Origin of the sequence: Roseobacter sp. TSBP12, from assembly GCF_009129705.1 — a bacterium.
Classification (GTDB): Bacteria; Pseudomonadota; Alphaproteobacteria; order Rhodobacterales; family Rhodobacteraceae; genus Celeribacter; species Celeribacter baekdonensis_A.
The window spans coordinates 191707-209029 of sequence record NZ_PYIB01000024.1; the positions used below are offsets into that span (position 1 = coordinate 191707).

The 17323-nt window shown below is 60.1% G+C and carries 19 protein-coding genes and 1 pseudogene; 15 read left to right on the plus strand and 5 right to left on the minus strand.

Going from position 1 to position 17323, the window contains the following annotated elements; genetic code table 11:
* Positions 1-65: 65 nt before the first annotated feature.
* Positions 66-602 carry a TetR/AcrR family transcriptional regulator gene (locus tag C8029_RS06830; protein WP_009572005.1) on the minus strand — a complete coding sequence of 179 codons (537 nt, stop codon included), beginning with the start codon at positions 600-602 and terminating at the stop codon, positions 66-68.
* A gap of 85 nt (positions 603-687) precedes the next feature.
* On the opposite strand from C8029_RS06830, the gene C8029_RS06835 reads away from it, so the two are divergent.
* Complete coding sequence (locus C8029_RS06835) at positions 688-2211, plus strand: MFS transporter (protein ID WP_009572004.1); 1524 nt, start codon at positions 688-690, stop codon at positions 2209-2211.
* 41 nt (positions 2212-2252) lie between these two features.
* Positions 2253-2798, plus strand: a complete 546-nt coding sequence (locus C8029_RS06840) for a GNAT family N-acetyltransferase (protein WP_009572003.1) — start codon at positions 2253-2255, stop codon at positions 2796-2798.
* 24 nt (positions 2799-2822) lie between these two features.
* Here the strand turns inward: C8029_RS06840 and C8029_RS06845 are convergent.
* Both C8029_RS06845 and C8029_RS06850 read right to left on the minus strand, forming a co-directional pair.
* A pseudogene (locus C8029_RS06845) lies at positions 2823-3305 on the minus strand (IS3 family transposase); the annotation flags it as partial.
* Between the two features lie 1165 nt (positions 3306-4470).
* Complete coding sequence (locus C8029_RS06850) at positions 4471-5517, minus strand: LysR family transcriptional regulator (RefSeq protein WP_226946264.1); 1047 nt, start codon at positions 5515-5517, stop codon at positions 4471-4473.
* Between C8029_RS06850 and C8029_RS06855 the strand changes: the two genes are divergently transcribed.
* From C8029_RS06855 to C8029_RS06890, 9 genes are all read left to right on the plus strand, one after another.
* Complete coding sequence (locus tag C8029_RS06855; protein WP_152002544.1) at positions 5496-6608, plus strand: polyamine ABC transporter substrate-binding protein; 1113 nt, start codon at positions 5496-5498, stop codon at positions 6606-6608. The genes C8029_RS06850 and C8029_RS06855 overlap by 22 nt on opposite strands.
* A gap of 78 nt (positions 6609-6686) precedes the next feature.
* A complete protein-coding gene (locus C8029_RS06860) occupies positions 6687-7328 on the plus strand; it encodes an ABC transporter permease (protein WP_226946265.1) in 642 nt (213 codons plus the stop codon).
* Between the two features lie 8 nt (positions 7329-7336).
* Positions 7337-7552: a hypothetical protein gene (locus tag C8029_RS22320; RefSeq protein WP_226946266.1), complete on the plus strand. Its 216-nt coding sequence runs from the start codon at positions 7337-7339 to the stop codon at positions 7550-7552.
* A 1-nt stretch (position 7553) separates the two neighbouring features.
* Entirely contained in the window at positions 7554-8375 is an 822-nt protein-coding gene (locus tag C8029_RS06865) for an ABC transporter permease (RefSeq protein ID WP_152002545.1), read from the plus strand.
* Positions 8372-9472 (plus strand): ABC transporter ATP-binding protein, encoded by a 1101-nt coding sequence (locus C8029_RS06870; protein ID WP_152002546.1) that lies wholly within the window; start codon positions 8372-8374, stop codon positions 9470-9472. Before C8029_RS06865 ends, C8029_RS06870 begins: the two co-directional genes overlap by 4 nt.
* Positions 9472-9885 carry an amidase family protein gene (locus tag C8029_RS06875; protein WP_009571996.1) on the plus strand — a complete coding sequence of 138 codons (414 nt, stop codon included), beginning with the start codon at positions 9472-9474 and terminating at the stop codon, positions 9883-9885. Before C8029_RS06870 ends, C8029_RS06875 begins: the two co-directional genes overlap by 1 nt.
* A complete protein-coding gene (locus tag C8029_RS06880; RefSeq protein ID WP_009571995.1) occupies positions 9876-10358 on the plus strand; it encodes an amidase family protein in 483 nt (160 codons plus the stop codon). Before C8029_RS06875 ends, C8029_RS06880 begins: the two co-directional genes overlap by 10 nt.
* Positions 10355-11254 (plus strand): polysaccharide deacetylase family protein, encoded by a 900-nt coding sequence (locus tag C8029_RS06885; RefSeq protein ID WP_152002547.1) that lies wholly within the window; start codon positions 10355-10357, stop codon positions 11252-11254. Before C8029_RS06880 ends, C8029_RS06885 begins: the two co-directional genes overlap by 4 nt.
* Positions 11251-11946, plus strand: coding sequence for a DUF1989 domain-containing protein (locus tag C8029_RS06890; RefSeq protein WP_009571993.1), 696 nt, complete (start codon positions 11251-11253; stop codon positions 11944-11946). Before C8029_RS06885 ends, C8029_RS06890 begins: the two co-directional genes overlap by 4 nt.
* Before the next feature lies 1 nt (position 11947).
* Here C8029_RS06890 and C8029_RS06895 read toward each other — a convergent pair whose 3' ends face one another.
* The gene (locus C8029_RS06895) at positions 11948-12826 is read right to left on the minus strand and encodes a LysR family transcriptional regulator (protein ID WP_009571992.1); all 879 of its coding nucleotides are present in this window, start codon (positions 12824-12826) and stop codon (positions 11948-11950) included.
* Between the two features lie 123 nt (positions 12827-12949).
* Here C8029_RS06895 and C8029_RS06900 point away from each other — a divergent pair, with 123 nt between their 5' ends.
* The gene (locus C8029_RS06900) at positions 12950-13627 is read left to right on the plus strand and encodes an FMN-dependent NADH-azoreductase (RefSeq protein WP_152002548.1); all 678 of its coding nucleotides are present in this window, start codon (positions 12950-12952) and stop codon (positions 13625-13627) included.
* Between the two features lie 286 nt (positions 13628-13913).
* Here C8029_RS06900 and C8029_RS06905 read toward each other — a convergent pair whose 3' ends face one another.
* Positions 13914-14810, minus strand: a complete 897-nt coding sequence (locus tag C8029_RS06905; RefSeq protein WP_009571990.1) for a LysR family transcriptional regulator — start codon at positions 14808-14810, stop codon at positions 13914-13916.
* A 103-nt stretch (positions 14811-14913) separates the two neighbouring features.
* Between C8029_RS06905 and C8029_RS06910 the strand changes: the two genes are divergently transcribed.
* From C8029_RS06910 to C8029_RS06920, 3 genes are all read left to right on the plus strand, one after another.
* A complete protein-coding gene (locus C8029_RS06910; protein ID WP_152002549.1) occupies positions 14914-15468 on the plus strand; it encodes a carboxymuconolactone decarboxylase family protein in 555 nt (184 codons plus the stop codon).
* Between the two features lie 69 nt (positions 15469-15537).
* Positions 15538-16002 (plus strand): nuclear transport factor 2 family protein, encoded by a 465-nt coding sequence (locus C8029_RS06915; protein ID WP_009571988.1) that lies wholly within the window; start codon positions 15538-15540, stop codon positions 16000-16002.
* A gap of 18 nt (positions 16003-16020) precedes the next feature.
* Positions 16021-17070: a pyridoxamine 5'-phosphate oxidase family protein gene (locus C8029_RS06920; RefSeq protein WP_152002550.1), complete on the plus strand. Its 1050-nt coding sequence runs from the start codon at positions 16021-16023 to the stop codon at positions 17068-17070.
* Positions 17071-17323: the final 253 nt, after the last annotated feature.

Consider the following 17323-nt stretch of genomic DNA (forward strand, 5'->3'; position numbering starts at 1 on the left):
GGTTGGCGCGGCCTTGCAGACAGCGACGGGGTCTGTCGCGGCTGATTTGCCGAACTCTGTGGCTGTCATTTCGTCAGGCGCAGCAGGATTGCCTCGACATCGTCCAGCAGGCCCGTCCAGACTCCATCTTCGTCAATCCCATTGATCCGCATTAGGAAAAGGCCCTCGACGGCCAGAAAGGCCACACGCGCAGCCTGCGCGTCAGGGGTCGCCTCGGCAAGGCGCGCGAAGATGCTCCGATACCAGTCACGTGTTTCCTGCAAATTGGCCGGGTCCTCCAGATAGCTGACCAAAAGCGCCGCCATCTTCGCATTCATCGCCTGCTGCGACGCGCGGGTCGCCGCGATATAGCGCTGGACGAAACTGATCGGATCAGTCGCCTCCACATCACCCAGCAGGGATTCGAACTGTATGGTCCAGCGGTCGATCAGGCCGCGCACAAGCGCGTCCTTGCTGGCGAAAGAATATTGCACGCCGCCTTTCGAGATACCGGCCGCCTGCGCCAATGCGCCAATGGTCAACGCCGCGCCGCCCCCACTGCGCACGATCTCGTCTGCCAGATCTAGCAACCTGTCGCGACTGATTGTCGGTGTCCTACCCATCTGTCCCCTGATCCGTTCACATCTCCATTGAAATCCATACGTATGTATTTATATCGACGGATGCAACCGAATCCTGAGGTGAATCATGCCTGCCCATGCCCCCGATCCGAAACGCTGGCTTGTGTTGCTGGCGGTCATGCTGGCCTTTCTGCCCGTGGTGCTGGACATGACGATCCTGCATGTCGCGGTGCCCAGCCTGACTCTGACACTGAACGCCTCGGGGACCGAGGTCTTGTGGATCATCGACATCTACCCCCTGCTGATGGCCGGATTACTGGTGCCGATGGGTACGCTGTCCGACCGGGTCGGCAATCGCCGGATCCTACTGACCGGGCTGACCCTCTTCGCCGCCGCCTCGACCTGGGCAGCCTTCGCCCAAAGTGCAACCGCCCTGATTGCCGCGCGGGTCTTCCTTGCGCTGGGGGGATCAATGATCATGCCTTGCGTTCTGGGCCTGATCCGCAAGACCTTCGAAGAGGAAGGCGAGCGCGCTATGGCGCTTGGACTCTGGGGCACGGTCGGCGCGGCAGGAGCCGCTGTCGGGCCGCTGATCGGCGGGGCCCTGCTGGAACAGTTCTGGTGGGGGTCGGTCTTCTTGATCAACGTGCCGGTCATGCTGATCGTGGCCCCGACGTGCTGGCTGTTGTTGCCCCGCATCGAACAGACCACGCCGGGCAAATGGCCCATCGGTCAGGCGCTGTTGCTGATTGTCGGCATGATATCGGTCGTCTACGCGATCAAGGCCGGTTTCGGCGCCAAGCAGCCCCTGCCGGTCGTCGTCCTTGTACTCACTTTCGGCATTGCAATTCTGACGCTATTTGCGCGCAAGCAATTGCGCGCGACTGCGCCCATGTTGGACCTTTCTCTACTGTCCCATCCCACCATTGTCGCTGGTCTGATGATGGCGATTGTTGCCTCGGGCGCATTAGCCGGGGTCGAACTGACCCTGGCACAAGAACTGCAATATGTGCTGACAAAGACCCCACTGCAGGCTGGCCTGTTCATGATCCCGATCATGGCCGCGGCTGCCCTAGGCGGGCCGGTCGCAGGTTACCTGTCCAATCGTTTCGGCTTGCGCCGCGTTGCCAGCCTGTCACTGTTGATCTCGGGGGCGGCGCTGCTGTTTCTGGCGCAAAGCGATTTCCACCAGCCAGGCGCTCTGGTGCCGTTGGCACTTGCCGTCCTTGGGCTGACGCTCAGCATTGGGCTAACCGCCTCGTCCATCGCGATCATGGGTGCAATCGAGGCCAGCAAAGGCGGCGCCGCCGGGGCGTTGGAGGCAACCGGATATGAACTGGGAACCGGTCTGGGGATTGCCTTCTTCGGGATGTTCATGTCGGGCGTGTTCAGCCGCGCGATAGAGCTGCCCGACACCCTGCCATCTGCCTTGGCTGCACAGGCCGCCCAGACAATCGGTGATACTTACATCGTGGCAAACCAACTGGGCCCCGAACAAGCCGCGGCACTGATCGAGGCCGGCAAGACCGCCTTCAGCCAGACCCATTCGGTGCTGCTGACCACCTCGGCCATTGTGATCGCGACGCTGGCGGTCGTGGTCTTCATCATCATTGCACCGGACCGTAGATTGCCTGTGACATCGCATCATTGATCGTCAGAAAACCCCATAAAATCTTGGAAAGGCAACGAGATATGCAACCCATCAAAACAGAACGCCTTATTCTCAGGAATTTCAGAGAGAGCGACGCGGAGGCCCTCTACGCTTATCTGCGCTCGCCCGTTTCCAACTGTTTTCTGTCTCTCAAACTGTCGGATATGGATGCCGCTTTGGCCGAGGTGAGAAAGCGCAGCCAAGATAATGAACAGATCGCCGTCTGCCTCAAGGAGACCGATACGCTTATTGGCGATCTTTTCGCGCATGCCGAAGAGGATACGATCTCGGTCGGGTGGAACTTCAACCCGGCGTTCTCAGGGAAAGGCTATGCGACGGAGGCCGCGCGCGCACTCTTTGCGCATGTGTTCGACACAGCGGAAGCACGCCGCGTCTACGCCTATGTTGAAGATCACAATCTCTCCTCGCAGCGCCTTTGCGAACGGCTGGGAATGCGGCAGGAGGGTCTCTTTGTCGAATATATCTCATTCATCAATGACCCCGCAGGTAATCCAATCTACGAAAATACCATGCAATACGCCCTCCTGCGGAGTGAGTGGATGATCCGCAGTTCTCACCGATCCTGAATAGCCCCGAGTTTATTCGACGCGTTACAGCTTCCGTTGCTGTTGCCTTTCAAAGGCTGCAAACGACAACATCCCATTCCTGGCGGGTTTGCGCTTTGGATTGTAGAACATCTCGATGCAGTCAAACCCGCCTGATCTTGTGTCTTCTCTGGTTTCGTATGTCCTGAGGCGAATGCGTTCGCGTTTCAACAGGGTGAAGAAGCGTTCAGCAACCGCGTTGTCATGGCAGTTTCCGCGCCTCCTCATACTGTGTTCAAGATTGTGCTGCCTGAGAAATGATGCCCAATCTATGCTGGTGAACCGTGAACCCCGATCAGAAGGCACTAAGACTTTGCGCGTTGGCTTGAGCCGCCAAACAGCCATGAGCAACGCCTGCAATATGAGGTCTGTTGGTTGTCGGCTCTGCATCGCCCATCCGACAATACGTCGCGAGAACAAGTCGATCACGACCGCCAGACACGAGATCCCTTCCCGGGTCTTGATGTAGGGAATATCTGTTCCCCAGACCTCGAAAACTTCGCAGCATTTGCCAAGCTCCTTGAAAACCGACTGAACGGAGTTCCGCCCGAGAATGTCGACCTCCGGGCATTCCCCTGACCGGATATGACATCAAAACCCGCGAAACTGACGAAGGTGGAAAGGATAGCGGCAAGACCGCCAAAGATGACGGCATCTTGAAGCCGGTCGGTGCCGGTGGGGCTGCTGCTCCGGAGCTCTTCCTGTCTACATTCAGGAAATCATCAACAAGCTGAATGGCATTTTCGGCGACGCGATGCCCTTGAACGATCAAGGAATTACATCATGAAAAAGCCGTTTTTTCACGTCTTGGGTCTCTCGCGCTTACTTCATGCGTCATCGCTGAAGGCAGTAAGCCTGTCGTGGCTGCCTTCAACGGCGACAGCGTGGAGATTATTCAGCCATTCCTCGCCTCGTATTCGATGAATGAAATGACTGCGGAGGCCACTCGTGTTTGCCAGCAGGTAAACAGGCGCATCGCTGATGCATGTTTCATAACGCACCCTGAGCAACACGTATGAGACAGTTCATCTTTTCCTCTGCCTTGAACCTGGTGATCGCGTCTTCTAGGAAAAGGCACGCCGTCCCGCTGCACGCGACGGTTCGTACCTCTGAGGTCGAAAGCCTCCGCTTCAACTATTTCGCAACCAATATCGTGCCGCGAGCGTGGGGTGCTTCAGGTCTGGCTGCAACCACCAGATAGGCGGAAATAAGTGCGAGAGTGTGAACTTTAACAACTGAAACGTGACGCAGAATGCTCTTTGTCTCTGCTCTTCTATCCTACCGCCAAAACATTCCGTCTTACGTGGGCAAGCAAGGCTGAAGCGTGATGCCGAGATTGACCACGACCAAGGATCCCGCAGTCGCGACGTGGGCCATCCCGAACCGAGACGATATGACTCTTTCGAGACGTTGGTACGCGCCGTTGAGCAGCTCCCGGAGGCTGGTGCCAACTCCTTCGTGATGAGCGGCATGTCGATCAGCTCCGCCATGTCTTAGACCCGGACTTCGGACAGCGGCCCTTGCGGAGCACCGACAGCGACAACGGATCATCCATCAACGGGTGAAATGTCAGCCGCATCCGGGCCGACACGGCGCCCGTCTAAAAATGGAACGTCAAGACACACACTGATGTCGCGCAGTAAAGCCATCCAATTCATTCAAAACCTTTAAGAGTATGGTTGCGAATACTGTCGACATTCCGGTCAGTTTCACGTGCAATGTTTTGCAGCCAGTTCACAAAAACCTTTGTTGCAAGCTTGGCGCGAGAGACATGATTGACCGTGAGATAGTATTCGAAACCATCAATACACGTCTCTCCCAGCCTTTGGTGCGTCCCTGCGGCAAGCCGGTCTGCGACAAGGATGTTACTGCACAACAGCAACCCTAACCCTTGATCCAGCGCCTCGAAGGCCGCAGATTCGTCGCTGCATTTCAAGACGCTCGCCACCTTGAAACTCTGCGCGGCGTCATCCGCCCAACGCGCCCAGACCGGACCGCCCAGCTCTTTGTTATTCCAATGAAACCCGATGACCGGATAAGCGCCTGACTTGTTCTGTATAACATCGTTGCGCCCGACTGGTGTGTAGGTGTCTGCAAACAAAATGCCGGATGTCGCGTCCCGCGGGCAATGGCCATAACGGATCGCCACATCCAGCCGGTCCGAAGACAGATCGCGCACCGCATCGTCGGTAACAAGCTCGACCTCGATCTTAGGGTTCTCGGCCAGAAAACCCGACAGCCGTGGCAGCAGCCAGTTGTCGGCAAAGGCGCGGGTTGTCGTGACGCGCAGGACGTTCTTTTCGATGTCCACATCCAGAACCGAAAAGGCCTCGGCCAGCAGGTCGAACCCGTCGCGCAATTTCGGAAACATCTCTTCACCCGCAGGGGTCAGCGCGATGTCGCGGGGGTTTCGCACGATCAACTTAAAGCCCAGATAGCTTTCCAGATGCCGGATCTGATGGCTGACCGCTGTCGTGGTCACGCCCAGCTCGTCGGCTGCAGCCGAAAAGCTGAGGCAGCGCGCAACCGCTTCAAAGGCACGGATCGAATTCAGGGGCGGAAGCCGTCGCATCCTCTGTCCTTCGTGAGTTTTGCTCAAGACCCCCTGAGATAAACGAATTTGTAGCAAACAGGACGTTTCGCAGAAGATGGAAGACACAAAACAGGGAGAAAAACGATATGTCAAATTTTCAATATTCACGCCGCGCGCTGCTGAAAAGCGGTCTGGCTGCGGGTGCCGTGCTGGCCACACCTGCGATTGTAAGGGCGCAGGAGGTGCGCGAGCTGACCATGCTGACATGGGCAGGCCACGCCGACCCGGAGGTCGTTGGCCCGTTTGAACGCGCGCACAATGTCCGCATCCGCGCCAAGGAATACGTCGGCGGGGACCAGATGCTGGCGCAGTTTGCGCAGTCTCCGGTCGGCACCTACGACGTTATCCTGGCCGACGCTGAATATGTCTCGCAGCTGTATCAGGCCGATTACATCGAACAGCTCGACCTGGCAGATTATCCGTTTGACGACTTTTTCCCCGAGTTCCAGAGGTTCGAGGGCCATTGGTACGATGACGGGCTTTACGCGGTGTTCCTGCGCTTTGGCTTTCTAGGTCTGTCGCATAATCTGGACGCGCTCAGCCGTTCGGAGGCGCGCAACTACAGGGCGATGTGGCAGGAAAATCTGCGCAGCAAGGTCGGGCAATTCGACTGGCATCTGCCCAACTTTGGCACAATGAGTCTGATCGAAGGCAATCCGGCCCCCTTTGATCTGAATGCCGCGGCGTGGCAGCAGGTGCAGAATACGGCACTGACGCTTCGGCCACAGGTGCGGGGATTTTATGATTACGGCGGCACGCTGTCTGCCCTGCGCTCGGGTGAAGTGGCTGCGATGCCGGGGATTGGCGACTGGATCACCGGTGTCTTGCAACGCGACGGCGCCAATGTTGCCACCACCATTCCCGAACAGGGCGGGCTGCAATGGACCGAGTCGCTGTCGATCGGCAAGGGGTCCCGCAATCAGGATCTGGCCCGGGAATTCATCCGCTACATGATGAGCCCGCGCGGGCAGGTGGCGACGGCCACGCTCAAGGCGTACCCCGCGATGGTGCCGACCCGGGCGGGCTGGGCGATGCTGAACGAAATCAACCCGAATGAGGCAGCACGCCAGAACATGAGCCTGAGCGGGGCGAACGCGCTGGATGAAATCCGCGCCGGGCGCATTCAGTTGCGCCGCCTGCCCGTCCAGCAATCATTGGAAAGCTGGAACGACGCCTGGGTGCGCTACAAAAACGCCTGAGCGACACCCTCAAGAGTCTGTCTTCACGCCGCCACTGACGGGCGCGGGGCGGGCCGCGCTTCATTCAAAGGAAATCCGATGTCCGTCTTATCCGCAAAGGTGCGACTGCGCCGGCGTGCCTGGTTTGCCCTTTGGGCCGCCCCGCTACCGATCTGGTTTGCGCTGTTCTTTATGGGCCCGATGCTGCTGCTGATCGCCATGTCGTTCTGGTCGGTCCAAAACTACCGTCTGACCCCCGACTTTTCGCTGTCGGCCTGGTCTTATGTGCTGTCGCTCGATTTTCTGTGGTCCACGTTCTGGCGCAGCTACGGGCTGTCCCTGATCAGCGCCGCCTTGGTGTCACTGCTGGCCTTTCCGGCCTCTTACGCGATGGCGTTTCTGATCACCCCGGCCAGACGGCTGACCTTTTTGGGCCTCGCCCTGGCACCGTTTTTCACCAGCTATCTGGTCAGAATTTATTCCCTGCAGGTGTTTCTGGGCGAAGGCGGCGTGCTGCCGCAACTGTTTCACAGCGTCGGTCTGTCCGGTGCCAGTCTGCTGAACAGCTACACGGCGCTTTTTCTGGGCCACGCCACCCTGACGCTGCCGGTGGTGCTGGTGCTGCAAACGCTTGCGCTGGGCAATGTCGACCGCACCGAGATGTCGGCAGCCGTCAATCTGGGCGCGCGCCCGCAGCACGTCTTGCGCCACATCATCCTTCCCGCTGCCGTCCGGGTCTGAGCCTTGGCGTGCTGTTCGCCTTTTTGCTGAGCTATGCCGAATTCGTCAGCGCCACCTATCTGGGTGGCGGCGTCTTTCAGACCCTGCCGATCCTACTGACCGACCTGATCAGGGGCGGCCAACAATGGCCCCGCGCGGCGGTGGTGTCACTGCTGATGATGGCGGCCTTGTTGCTGACGTCTCTGGTCGCCGTCGCCTGGGCCTATCGCCAGAAAGGAAACTGAGATGAACACCCATCTGAAACACGCATTGCCCGCATGGATCTGGTTCGCGGGGCTGACGCTGGTCTTTGTGATCCTCTATGCGCCGATCCTGTCTGCTCTGGTTTTTTCCTTCAGCGTCGACAGGTTTCCGAGCCTCGACATCACGCGGTTCAGCACGAAATGGTACGCACAGGTCTTTGCAGATGCCCGCATGCTGGAGGCGCTGAAAAACAGCCTGACCATCGCGCTGAGCACGGCGCTGGTTGCCACCACGCTGGGCTTTGCTGCCGCCTATGCCGACTTCCGGTTCCGGTTTTTCGGGCAGCGCATGGTGCTGGCTTTAGCCCTGCTGCCGCCGACGGTGCCGATTGTGGTGCTCAGCCTAGCCATGCTGGCGTTCTTCTCGCGGATCGGGCTGTCAGGCACGGTGGGTTCGATCATCGTGGCCCATGTGGTTGTCGCCACGCCCTTTGCAATGGCGATCTGCCGTCTGCGGCTGGAACAGTTGCCGCGGGAATTCGAAACCGCCGCGCAAAATCTGGGGGCCACGCCGGGGCAAGCGCTGCGCCTGATCGTGCTGCCGCATGCGGCACCTGCCATAGGGGCGGCGGCGCTGATCGCCTTTGCCGTGTCGCTTGATGAATATGCCATCGCCTGGTTTGTCGGCGGGTTGGAACAGACCGTTCCCGTCACCGTGCTGAACACCCTGCAAGGACAGGTCGACCCGACCATCCACGTGATCGGCACGCTGGCCTTTGCCGCCACCCTCAGCTTGGTCTTTGCCGCGCAGATGTTGCTGTTGCGCAGCACAAAATCCCACAAAAACAAAGAGGTGTCGCCATGACCCAACCGCTTCTGGAATTGCACAACTTGAACAAATCCTACGGCACCTTCGAGGCCGTCAAGGACATCGACTTGACCGAGGATACCGGCGAGTTTCTTGCCATCATGGGCCCCTCGGGCTGCGGCAAAACGACGACATTGCGCATGATGGCCGGTCTAGAGGAACCGACGCGCGGCGACATCCGGCTGGAGGGTCAGCAGATCAACGACCTACCGGTCTGGCAGCGTGAGACGCCGCTTGTCTGGCAGAACCTGGCACTGTTTCCCTATATGACCGTGCGGGAAAACGTCGAATTCGGCCTGCGCATGAAAAAGGTGCCTGGCCCCGAACGGCAACAGCGCTGTGCCGAATGGCTGGAACGGCTTGGCATTGCAGGGTTCGCCGACCGCAATGTGGCCAAGCTGTCCGGTGGGCAGCGGCAGCGCGTGGCGCTGGCGCGGTCACTGGTGTTGCAGCCCAAGGTGCTGCTGCTGGACGAACCGCTGTCGGCGCTGGACGCGCATATGTCTATCCGCATGCAGGGCGAGCTGAAGCGGTTGCAGCGCGAGCTGGGGATCACCTTTGTCTATGTGACGCACAGCCATTCGGAGGCCTTTTCTTTAGCCGACCGCGTGGTCATCATGAATGCGGGCCGGATCGAACAACTGGGCACCCCGCAGGATATCTTCCTGCGCCCCAAGTCGCGCTTTGTCGCACAGTTTGTCGGCGGTATCAGCCTGTTCAGCGGGATGTTGAAGACCACCAGAGAGGGCAAGGTCGGGATCGACAGCGCAGACGGGTTGCTGCAAATCGCAGATCCTGCCAGCGTTCAAACGGGAACCAAATGCGACCTAGCGGTGCGTGCAGACCGGATCAATGTGACCACCCAACCCGGTTGGGGCACAAACGAGGTGCCCTGCACTTTGATGTCCGAAGAGTTTGCAGGCGCGGTCGTCAACCTGCATCTGGAAACGGCCGCGGGCACCGGGATTGTCGCGCAGCTTCAGCAACGAGATCTTGAGCGGCTGTCGGCAAGGGCGGGGCAACAGGTCTATGCCTCCTGGCACCCCGAGGACGGCGTGCTGCTGGGGGTCACTGCGTTGAAGGCGGCGGCGTGATGGCCATGCCGCTGGACCGGACCCTGGCGGCGGCATCGGTGGCACATGGCATGGTACGGCTGGCAGTGGGGACCAATACCGCCGGGTCGTGTCGCGTTCCGGCAGCATTTCACGGGCTGTTCGGCTTTCGCCCAACGCGCGGGCGCTATCCGATGACCGGCGTACTGCCGCTTGCGCCTGATTATGACACCGTTGGGCTGATCACGGGAACCGCCCGCGATCTTTGTGATCTGGACACGATCTTGAGCGGTGAAGCGGAGGAGCCGGAAAGCAGGCCGCAGATCTGGCTGGACCAGTATGCGACGGCGCGGGCCACCTTCGAGGTTTCCGATACGGTTCGCAACGCAGTGGAAGCCGCGTGCGGCCAGGGGTACACAGGCCACGCAGCCTGTTGGCGGATGCGATGGAGCTGATTGCCGCGCAGGGCTGGCCCGGTGGTGCCGATGCCGCCGAATTGTACCACGACCTGATACAGTCGGAGGCCTTTGCGCTGGTCGACCCGCTGGTGGCCGCGCGGTTGCAGAGGGCGGCGAGACTGTCACCGGACGCCATGGCAAAGGTCCGCAGCAGTGCGGCGCATCTGCGCAGACTCTGGCCGGCCCCTGATGTCATCATCGCCTTGCCAACCCTGCCCTTTGGCGCACCACTGGCTGAACCCTTGCTGTCCGATCCCGAAGCCTATGCGCGGACAAATCAGCAGGCGTTGAGCCTGATCATGCCCGCCAGCTTGCTGGACCTGCCCGCTGTCACGCTACCTGTCGGGCAGACCGCTGCGGGGCAATGGATCGGCCTGCAACTGGTCGGCGCGCCCGATTGTGACCGTGCCCTGTTGATGGCCGCCCGCAAGCTGGAACACTCCCTTGACCTGAAAGGACATTGCCCATGATCCGCAACCCGATCCCCTGGCCCAACGGCGCGCGCTGCGCCTGTGCCATCACCTTTGACGTCGATGCCGACAGCCTGATCCACATCGCGCGTCCAAACGACAGCCACCGGCGGTTGTACCCCATCAGCATGGGCCGCTATGGCCCCAACGCCGGGGTGCCGCGCATTCTGGAAACCTATCGCCGGCTGGGATTGAAACAGTCGTTTTTCATGCCCGGATGGGTGATGGAAACCTATCCCGAAACCGTTGAGGCGATTCTGAAAGACGGCCATGAAATCGGGCTGCATGGCTATCTGCACGAAGACCCCACCGAGATGTCCGATGCCGAGCAGACCTATTGGTTCGAGCGGACGCTGGACGTTCACAAACGCGCCACTGGCCAGACCCCGCGCGGTTACCGCGCACCAGCCTACAACGTCACGCCACGGGTCATCGACCTGGCGATCGCCCATGGGCTGACATATGATTCATCCATGATGGCCGACGACCTGCCCTATGTCCTGTCCGCCGCCAAAGGGGATCTGATCGAAGTGCCCGTCCACTGGGGCAGCGACGACTGGCCGCCCTTCGCCCACTATGCCGAGATCGGCTATATGATGCCAGTGATGAGCCCCGCGCAGGGGCTGGAAGCCTCCTTTGCCGAGTTCGAGGCGCAATATGAAGCGGGCGGATTGTGGGTCGGAATCTGGCACCCGTTTCTGACCGGGCGGCTGGCGCGCTGGCGCGTGGTTGATCGCTGGCTGGAGACCGTTCTGTCCCGCCCCGATGTCTGGTTCGCCCCGCTGGAAGACATCGCCGCACATGTCCGGCAGTTGCGCGACAGCGGAGCTTGGACTCCGCATGTGGAACCCGCAACCCCTTATCCCACTGCCGTCTTTCAAGGAGTATCAAGATGAGCGATTTCCCCCTTCCCTTCGACTCCGCCCGCTCCGATGGCAGCAACCCTTCAGCATTTGAGACCGTGGGCGATCTAGGCCAGCCGCACCTGGACATTGTCTATGACGTGCCCGCACGTCAGGGCCGCGCCATCCGTGTGGAACAAGGGCAGATGCTGACCGTCACCAACTGCCACGGCAGTCAGGTGGCCGATTTCTGGGCGTTCAGCGCCGCCGACCCCGGCGAGCATCTGTCGATGGAGCATATGCGCCCGAACCTGCGCAAACTCTGCCCCTCTGCCGGTGATGCGCTGGTGACCAACCGCAGGCGGGCGATCCTGACGCTGATCTCTGACAGTTCCGAGGGGGTGCATGACACGCTTGTCGCCTCTTGCGACATTCACCGGTATCACGAGCTGGGCCATCAGGGGTATCATGACAATTGCACCGACAACCTACGAATGGCTCTGGCGGCGATTGGCGTGGCCTTGCCGCAGGTGCCCTGCCCGTTCAACCTGTGGATGAACACGCCCGCCCGCGCAGGGGGCGAGATGGTCTGGCTGCCGCCGGTCTCGCGGGCCGGTGACGCGGTTATGTTTCGCGCCGAGATGGACCTGATCGCCGTGGTCTCCGCCTGTCCGATGGATCTGTTGCCGATCAATGGCGCAGACGCCGTGCCGCGCGGCCTGTCGGTGACCGTCTCGGCCGCCTGATTCAGCTTTGCTGGCGCATCCAGTCCAACAGTTGCGCCAGCCGGTCCTGATCCGAATGAGTGGACAGGAACACCGCCCAATAGGTCAGGCCCGGCAACGCAATGTCGGAGAGCTGCACGAGCTGACCGGCGTTGAGCAGATCCGCCACCAGCTGTTGTGAGGCCAGAACCGCGCCCTGCCCCGACACCGCCGCGTCAATCGCGTGAATCTCTTCGGAAAAGGTCTGGGCCACAGCGGGCAGTGATGCCTTGACGTCGGCACGGGCGTGCCAGCGCTGCCAGCTGGGCGCGTTCTGCGACGCGGATTTCCAACGGTAGTCCAGCAAAGGCAGCGCCATGATGCCATCCGGTGTCAGCGGCAGGTTCACCAGATCCGGCGCACAGACCGGAATGATCGCATCGTCAAAAAGCCGGTGCCATTCCGCCCGGTCATCGGGCTGGCCCGCATAGCGAATTGCCATGTCGATATCCGACGCATGCAGATCGGCGGGCAGGTCGGCGGCCTCTACCGTGATTTTCAGCCCCGTTTCTGCACCCAGACGCGGCAAGCGCGCCATCAGCCAGCGGCTGGCAAAAGCCATGGTCACTGACAGGCGCAGTGGTGTTTCGGCGGTGGTAATGGCCAGTTGGTCGATTGTGCCTGCAATCTGGTCCAGCGCCCGGCGCAGCACCGGAAACAGCTTTTCCCCCGCTGCCGTCAAACGCACAGGCCGGGGAAAGCGGTGGAACAATGTCACTCCCAGAATGTCCTCCAACTGCCGCACCTGATGGCTGATCGCGGTCGGCGTCAGGCCCAGTTCCTCTGCCGCATCGGCAAAATGCAGATGCCGGGCGGCGGCCTCAAAAGCGCGCAGGGCGTGTAAAGGTGGCAATTTCCGCATCGTTGTCTCGCAGGGTGAATCTCATTCATCTTATGCCTGAAATATTCGCTTTGGCCAAAGGTTTTGGCCACTGCTACCTCCTGCTGCGACGGGGCCATACCGGCCCCTACACAGGAGAAACCTATGACGACCTTGCTTCGTATCGACGCCAGCGCACAGCTGGAAGACCGCTCGCTGACCCGTATGCTGACAACGCTGTTCATCTCCGAATTTCTAGCCGCCAACCCGGATGCCAATGTGATCACCCGCGACATCGGGCGCGCCCCCGTTCCGGCGATTGACCACCGATTTATCCACGCGGCCTTTGCCCCGCTTGAAGCCCGCGACGATTGGATGGCCGAACGGCTGGCCTTGTCGGACAGGCTGATTGACGAGGTCGAGGCCGCAGACATCATCGTGCTGGGCGCGCCGATGTACAATTACGGGATGCCTGCTGCCTTGAAGGGCTGGATTGATCACATCGCCCGGATCGGGCGGACGTTTTCCTTTGACCTGGCGCGGGGCGATGTCCCAATCCAGCCGATCCTGAAGGGCAAAAAACTGGTCGTCCTGTCATCGCGCGGCGAGTTCGGATTTGACGCCGGCGGGCCGCGCGCGCACATGAATGCGCTGGACCCTGCAATCGCCGCCTGCGCACATTATCTTGGTGTTGATGCGGCCGACATCGAAACAATTGCCATCGAGTATCAGGAATTCAAGGACGCGCGACATGACCGTTCGGTAATCGCGGCAAAAGAGGCGACACGCGATCTTGCGGTGCGGTTTGGACAGGGCACTGAACAAAATTTTCTGGAGGAATAGGGCTGCCTGAGAACGTACTCGATGTGACGTAAAAGGCAAATTTGTCTGACCTCCCACGCTGAATACCGAACATCTTACATGTTTTCCTCCATGCGGCGGATTTTCTGAATGCGTACAGCGGGCTGCGTCAGGAAACTTTGCGCCAATCGTCAAGCATCTCTGATCCAAACCGGGACTTTTATACCATTACCAACAACAGGCCTTGGTCACCTTAAACGGTGTCTGCAAACATTGTTGAGATAAGTTTCCCGATTGGCCAAGGCGGTGACTGCAGGAGTGGAGAGGATCAGGCCATGTGGGTTGCAATCCTCGGTCCGGCAAAATCGAGGAAAGCGCGGAGTTTTTGAGGGATCAGGGCGCGCGGTTCGTAGAGAAGATGGACGGGCCAGGCTGCGGGTTCGAATTCCTGCAAAAGCGGCACCAGCTTCCCGGCCTTGATCGCCTCGGCGGCCTGATAGGACAGAACGCGCGTGAAACCCAACCCGTCAATAGCAGCATCAATCGCCGCTTCGGCTGTGTTCACAATCAGGCGCGCGCGCATCGGCATGACTTTCTGCGGTTGCTCGGAGTCAAATTGCCAGTTCTGCGGCGGCAGGAGGCTTTGGAATGTAATGGCATCCAGCTTCGCAAGATCGCCGGGATTTTTTGGGGGGTCGTGTTTCGCCAGATAGGCGGGACTGGCGCAGATAATGCGGCGCACCTCGCCCACTTTGCGCGCAATGAACATACTGTCCGAAAGCGGTCCGATGCGGACCGCCAGATCAAGGTGTTCCTCGTGCAGGTTGACTGGACGGTCCGTCAGTTCCAACCGTATGTCGATATCCGGGAAGCCCTTTAGAAAGGCGGTCACCACGGGCAGCACGTGCAACCGTCCAAAAACGATGGGGGCGGTCATCGTCAGCGTCCCCCGAGGAGCGGTGAATTCACCGCTGGCGTTGCGCTCTGCTTCTGCAACCTCTTCAAGTATCCTGCGGCAGGCCGCGATATAGGTTTGGCCGGTATCCGTAAGTGTCAACCCCCGTGGGGACCGCAGCAACAACTCGGCCCCAAGTTTGTCCTCCAGTTCGGAAATCCGGCGGCTAACCGTCGCGATTGGCATCGCCAAGGCACGGGCGCCGGCTGTCAGGCTGCCTTCGTCCACGACGCACACAAATATGGACATGGTCTCAAGGCGGTCGGTCATATGCTTTCCAAAATTTGAGAATCTTTATCTCATTTTTATGATCTATCGCCAAAATATGGAAGCTCCTAAATCTACCTCACACCACAAGCAAAGGAGCTTTTTCATGTCCCGCATTCCCTATCCCATCAACATCGCAGCCGCGCCTGACGCATCGCAACCGCTGTTGCAAGCCGTCGAAAAACAGCTTGGCTCGGTCCCCAACCTGTTCCGTCTTGCCAGTGTCAGCCCGGCCGCGCTGGAAGGGTACCTCGGCCTGTCCGGAGCCCTTGACAAAGGCCGTCTGCCCGCCGCAACCCGCGAACGGGTGGCCTTGGCAGTGGCGCAAGCGAACGGCTGCAACTACTGCCTTTCTGCCCATACTTACCTTGGCAAGAACCTCGCCAAACTCGACGAGGCCGAGATCGCGGCCAACCGTGCCGGGCGCTCCAACGACGCCAAGGCGGACGCCGCCGTGCGGTTTGCCGTCAAGGTGGTGGACGCGCGGGGACGCGTCGCCGTAGAGGATCTGCGCGATGTCCGTGAGGCCGGGTATGACGACGGCCAGATCATCGAAATTGTGCAGCATGTCGCCTTGAACGTCTGGACCAACTACCTGAACGAATTGGCCCAGACCGAGATCGATTTCCCGGTGGTCGATTCAACCGAGATCGCAGCCTGACTCTGGTAGTGCGGCCGGGCCCTATCCGGCCGCCTGCCTCTCCCCCCTCAACTGAAAAAGGACATGCCAATGTGCCGCCCCCCGCTTCCCCCATTCACCGAAGACAGTGCCAAGGAAAAGGTCCGCCTGGCCGAGGACGGCTGGAATTCCCGTGATCCAGCGAAGGTGACGCTGGCCTATACGCAGGACAGCCGCTGGCGCAACCGCGCCGAATTTCCGGTGGGCCGCGCCGAGATCGAGGCCTTTCTGACCCGCAAATGGGCACGCGAACTGGACTATCGCCTGATCAAGGAGCTTTGGGCCTTTGCCGGCAACCGCATCGCCGTGCGCTATGCCTATGAATACCGAGATGACAGCGGGCAATGGTTCCGGGCCTATGGCAACGAGAACTGGGACTTCGCCGAAGACGGTTTGATGGCGCACCGTCATGCCAGCATCAACGAGCATCCGATCCGCGAAGATGAGCGCAAGTTTCACTGGCCACTCGGTCGGCGCCCTGACGATCATCCGGGCCTGTCCGATCTTGGCCTTTGACCTGTGCAGGACAGCTCCATGACCCGGCCTGATTACGTTTTCCACGCGGGCGAACGCGCAGTGCAGGACCGCACCGGTGTTCCGGCAGAGTATCGCGAACGCGCTGCCCGCGCCATCCGGGCGGAGATGCCCCCGCAACATCAGGCTTTCTTTGAAAGCCTGCCGGCGCTGTTTGTCGGCCTGCGGGATATGCAGGGCCGGCCTTGGGCGACAGTTTGCCCGCTGCCAACCGGGGCGCAAGCAACACCCACACGGCTGATCGCCCACACCTACCCAGTGCTTACCGACCCGCTGGGTCTGGACCTACGACCAGGCAGCAAGGCGGCGGTGCTTGGGTTGGACTTTGCGACCCGTCGGCGCAACCGTGTGAATGGGGTCATCACTGCCGCAACAAAGAACGTTCTGTCGATAGATGTCGAACAGAGCTATGGCAACTGCCCGAAATACATCCGGACGCGCGATATCCGACCGCCTGCGACGTCATTTCCGCCTGACGCAGGTAAACGCGTTGCAATCGACGATGTGACTGCACAGCGGATTATCTCTTCGGCGGACACCTTCTTCATCGCGACCTACGCAGAAGACGGTGCGGATGTTTCCCATCGCGGGGGCATGCCTGGTGTCTTGCGTCTGAATGCGGACGGCTCACTTTCCTTTCCGGATTATGCGGGCAATCGATACTACAACACACTTGGCAACATCGAGGTTTGCGGCCGCGCAGGATTGTTCATTCCTGATTTTGCCACAGGCGAGGCACTCTTGCTGACGGGCAGGGCCAAAATCGACTGGTCCCGCGCCCGCGCCGCAGAATTCGAGAGGGCGGAGCGCGTCGTGGACATCCAGCCCGAGGATGTCTGGCATACGCGGTTGCCGAATGCGGATGTAACGTTGCCGCTCACACGCTCGCAGTTCATGTCGTCAACGCCGCCCGATAGGTCCGTCAAAGGCCGATCTTTGCTATTATGGTCATCGGTCCTGGACACAGGAAGCACCCTAAAGCGCTACGTTTGTTGCGGCCGGCCCAGGCTCTTGTGCGCCTTCCCGCGAGGAGCGCCTACTTATCCTTAAACAGAACCAGCTCGTCATATTCCGCGCTGCTGACAAGCGCTTCGATGATCATCGGCCCCTCAGCCCTGAACCCCTCTTCCAGCATCGCCCGCAACCGTCGGGTAGTCAGTCAGCCGCCTTTTGTCCGCAACAGGGCGGAGATCGGCAAGGGCACGGAGCACGGCATCGAACATGCGTCAAAGACAGTAGCGCAAACGAGAAAAACAGGATTAAGTTATTGAAGTAAAAAGAAATTATCGGCAACTTGGGTTGC

Coding starts and splice junctions, on each gene's coding strand:
- C8029_RS06830 (WP_009572005.1), bottom strand. CDS start 602: ATGGGTAGGACACCGACAATCAGTCGCGACAGGTTGCTAGATCTGGCA.
- C8029_RS06835 (WP_009572004.1), top strand. CDS start 688: ATGCCTGCCCATGCCCCCGATCCGAAACGCTGGCTTGTGTTGCTGGCG.
- C8029_RS06840 (WP_009572003.1), top strand. CDS start 2,253: ATGCAACCCATCAAAACAGAACGCCTTATTCTCAGGAATTTCAGAGAG.
- C8029_RS06855 (WP_152002544.1), top strand. CDS start 5,496: ATGTCAAATTTTCAATATTCACGCCGCGCGCTGCTGAAAAGCGGTCTG.
- C8029_RS06860 (WP_226946265.1), top strand. CDS start 6,687: ATGTCCGTCTTATCCGCAAAGGTGCGACTGCGCCGGCGTGCCTGGTTT.
- C8029_RS06865 (WP_152002545.1), top strand. CDS start 7,554: ATGAACACCCATCTGAAACACGCATTGCCCGCATGGATCTGGTTCGCG.
- C8029_RS06870 (WP_152002546.1), top strand. CDS start 8,372: ATGACCCAACCGCTTCTGGAATTGCACAACTTGAACAAATCCTACGGC.
- C8029_RS06875 (WP_009571996.1), top strand. CDS start 9,472: ATGGCCATGCCGCTGGACCGGACCCTGGCGGCGGCATCGGTGGCACAT.
- C8029_RS06880 (WP_009571995.1), top strand. CDS start 9,876: ATGGAGCTGATTGCCGCGCAGGGCTGGCCCGGTGGTGCCGATGCCGCC.
- C8029_RS06885 (WP_152002547.1), top strand. CDS start 10,355: ATGATCCGCAACCCGATCCCCTGGCCCAACGGCGCGCGCTGCGCCTGT.
- C8029_RS06890 (WP_009571993.1), top strand. CDS start 11,251: ATGAGCGATTTCCCCCTTCCCTTCGACTCCGCCCGCTCCGATGGCAGC.
- C8029_RS06895 (WP_009571992.1), bottom strand. CDS start 12,826: ATGCGGAAATTGCCACCTTTACACGCCCTGCGCGCTTTTGAGGCCGCC.
- C8029_RS06900 (WP_152002548.1), top strand. CDS start 12,950: ATGACGACCTTGCTTCGTATCGACGCCAGCGCACAGCTGGAAGACCGC.
- C8029_RS06905 (WP_009571990.1), bottom strand. CDS start 14,810: ATGACCGACCGCCTTGAGACCATGTCCATATTTGTGTGCGTCGTGGAC.
- C8029_RS06910 (WP_152002549.1), top strand. CDS start 14,914: ATGTCCCGCATTCCCTATCCCATCAACATCGCAGCCGCGCCTGACGCA.
- C8029_RS06915 (WP_009571988.1), top strand. CDS start 15,538: ATGTGCCGCCCCCCGCTTCCCCCATTCACCGAAGACAGTGCCAAGGAA.
- C8029_RS06920 (WP_152002550.1), top strand. CDS start 16,021: ATGACCCGGCCTGATTACGTTTTCCACGCGGGCGAACGCGCAGTGCAG.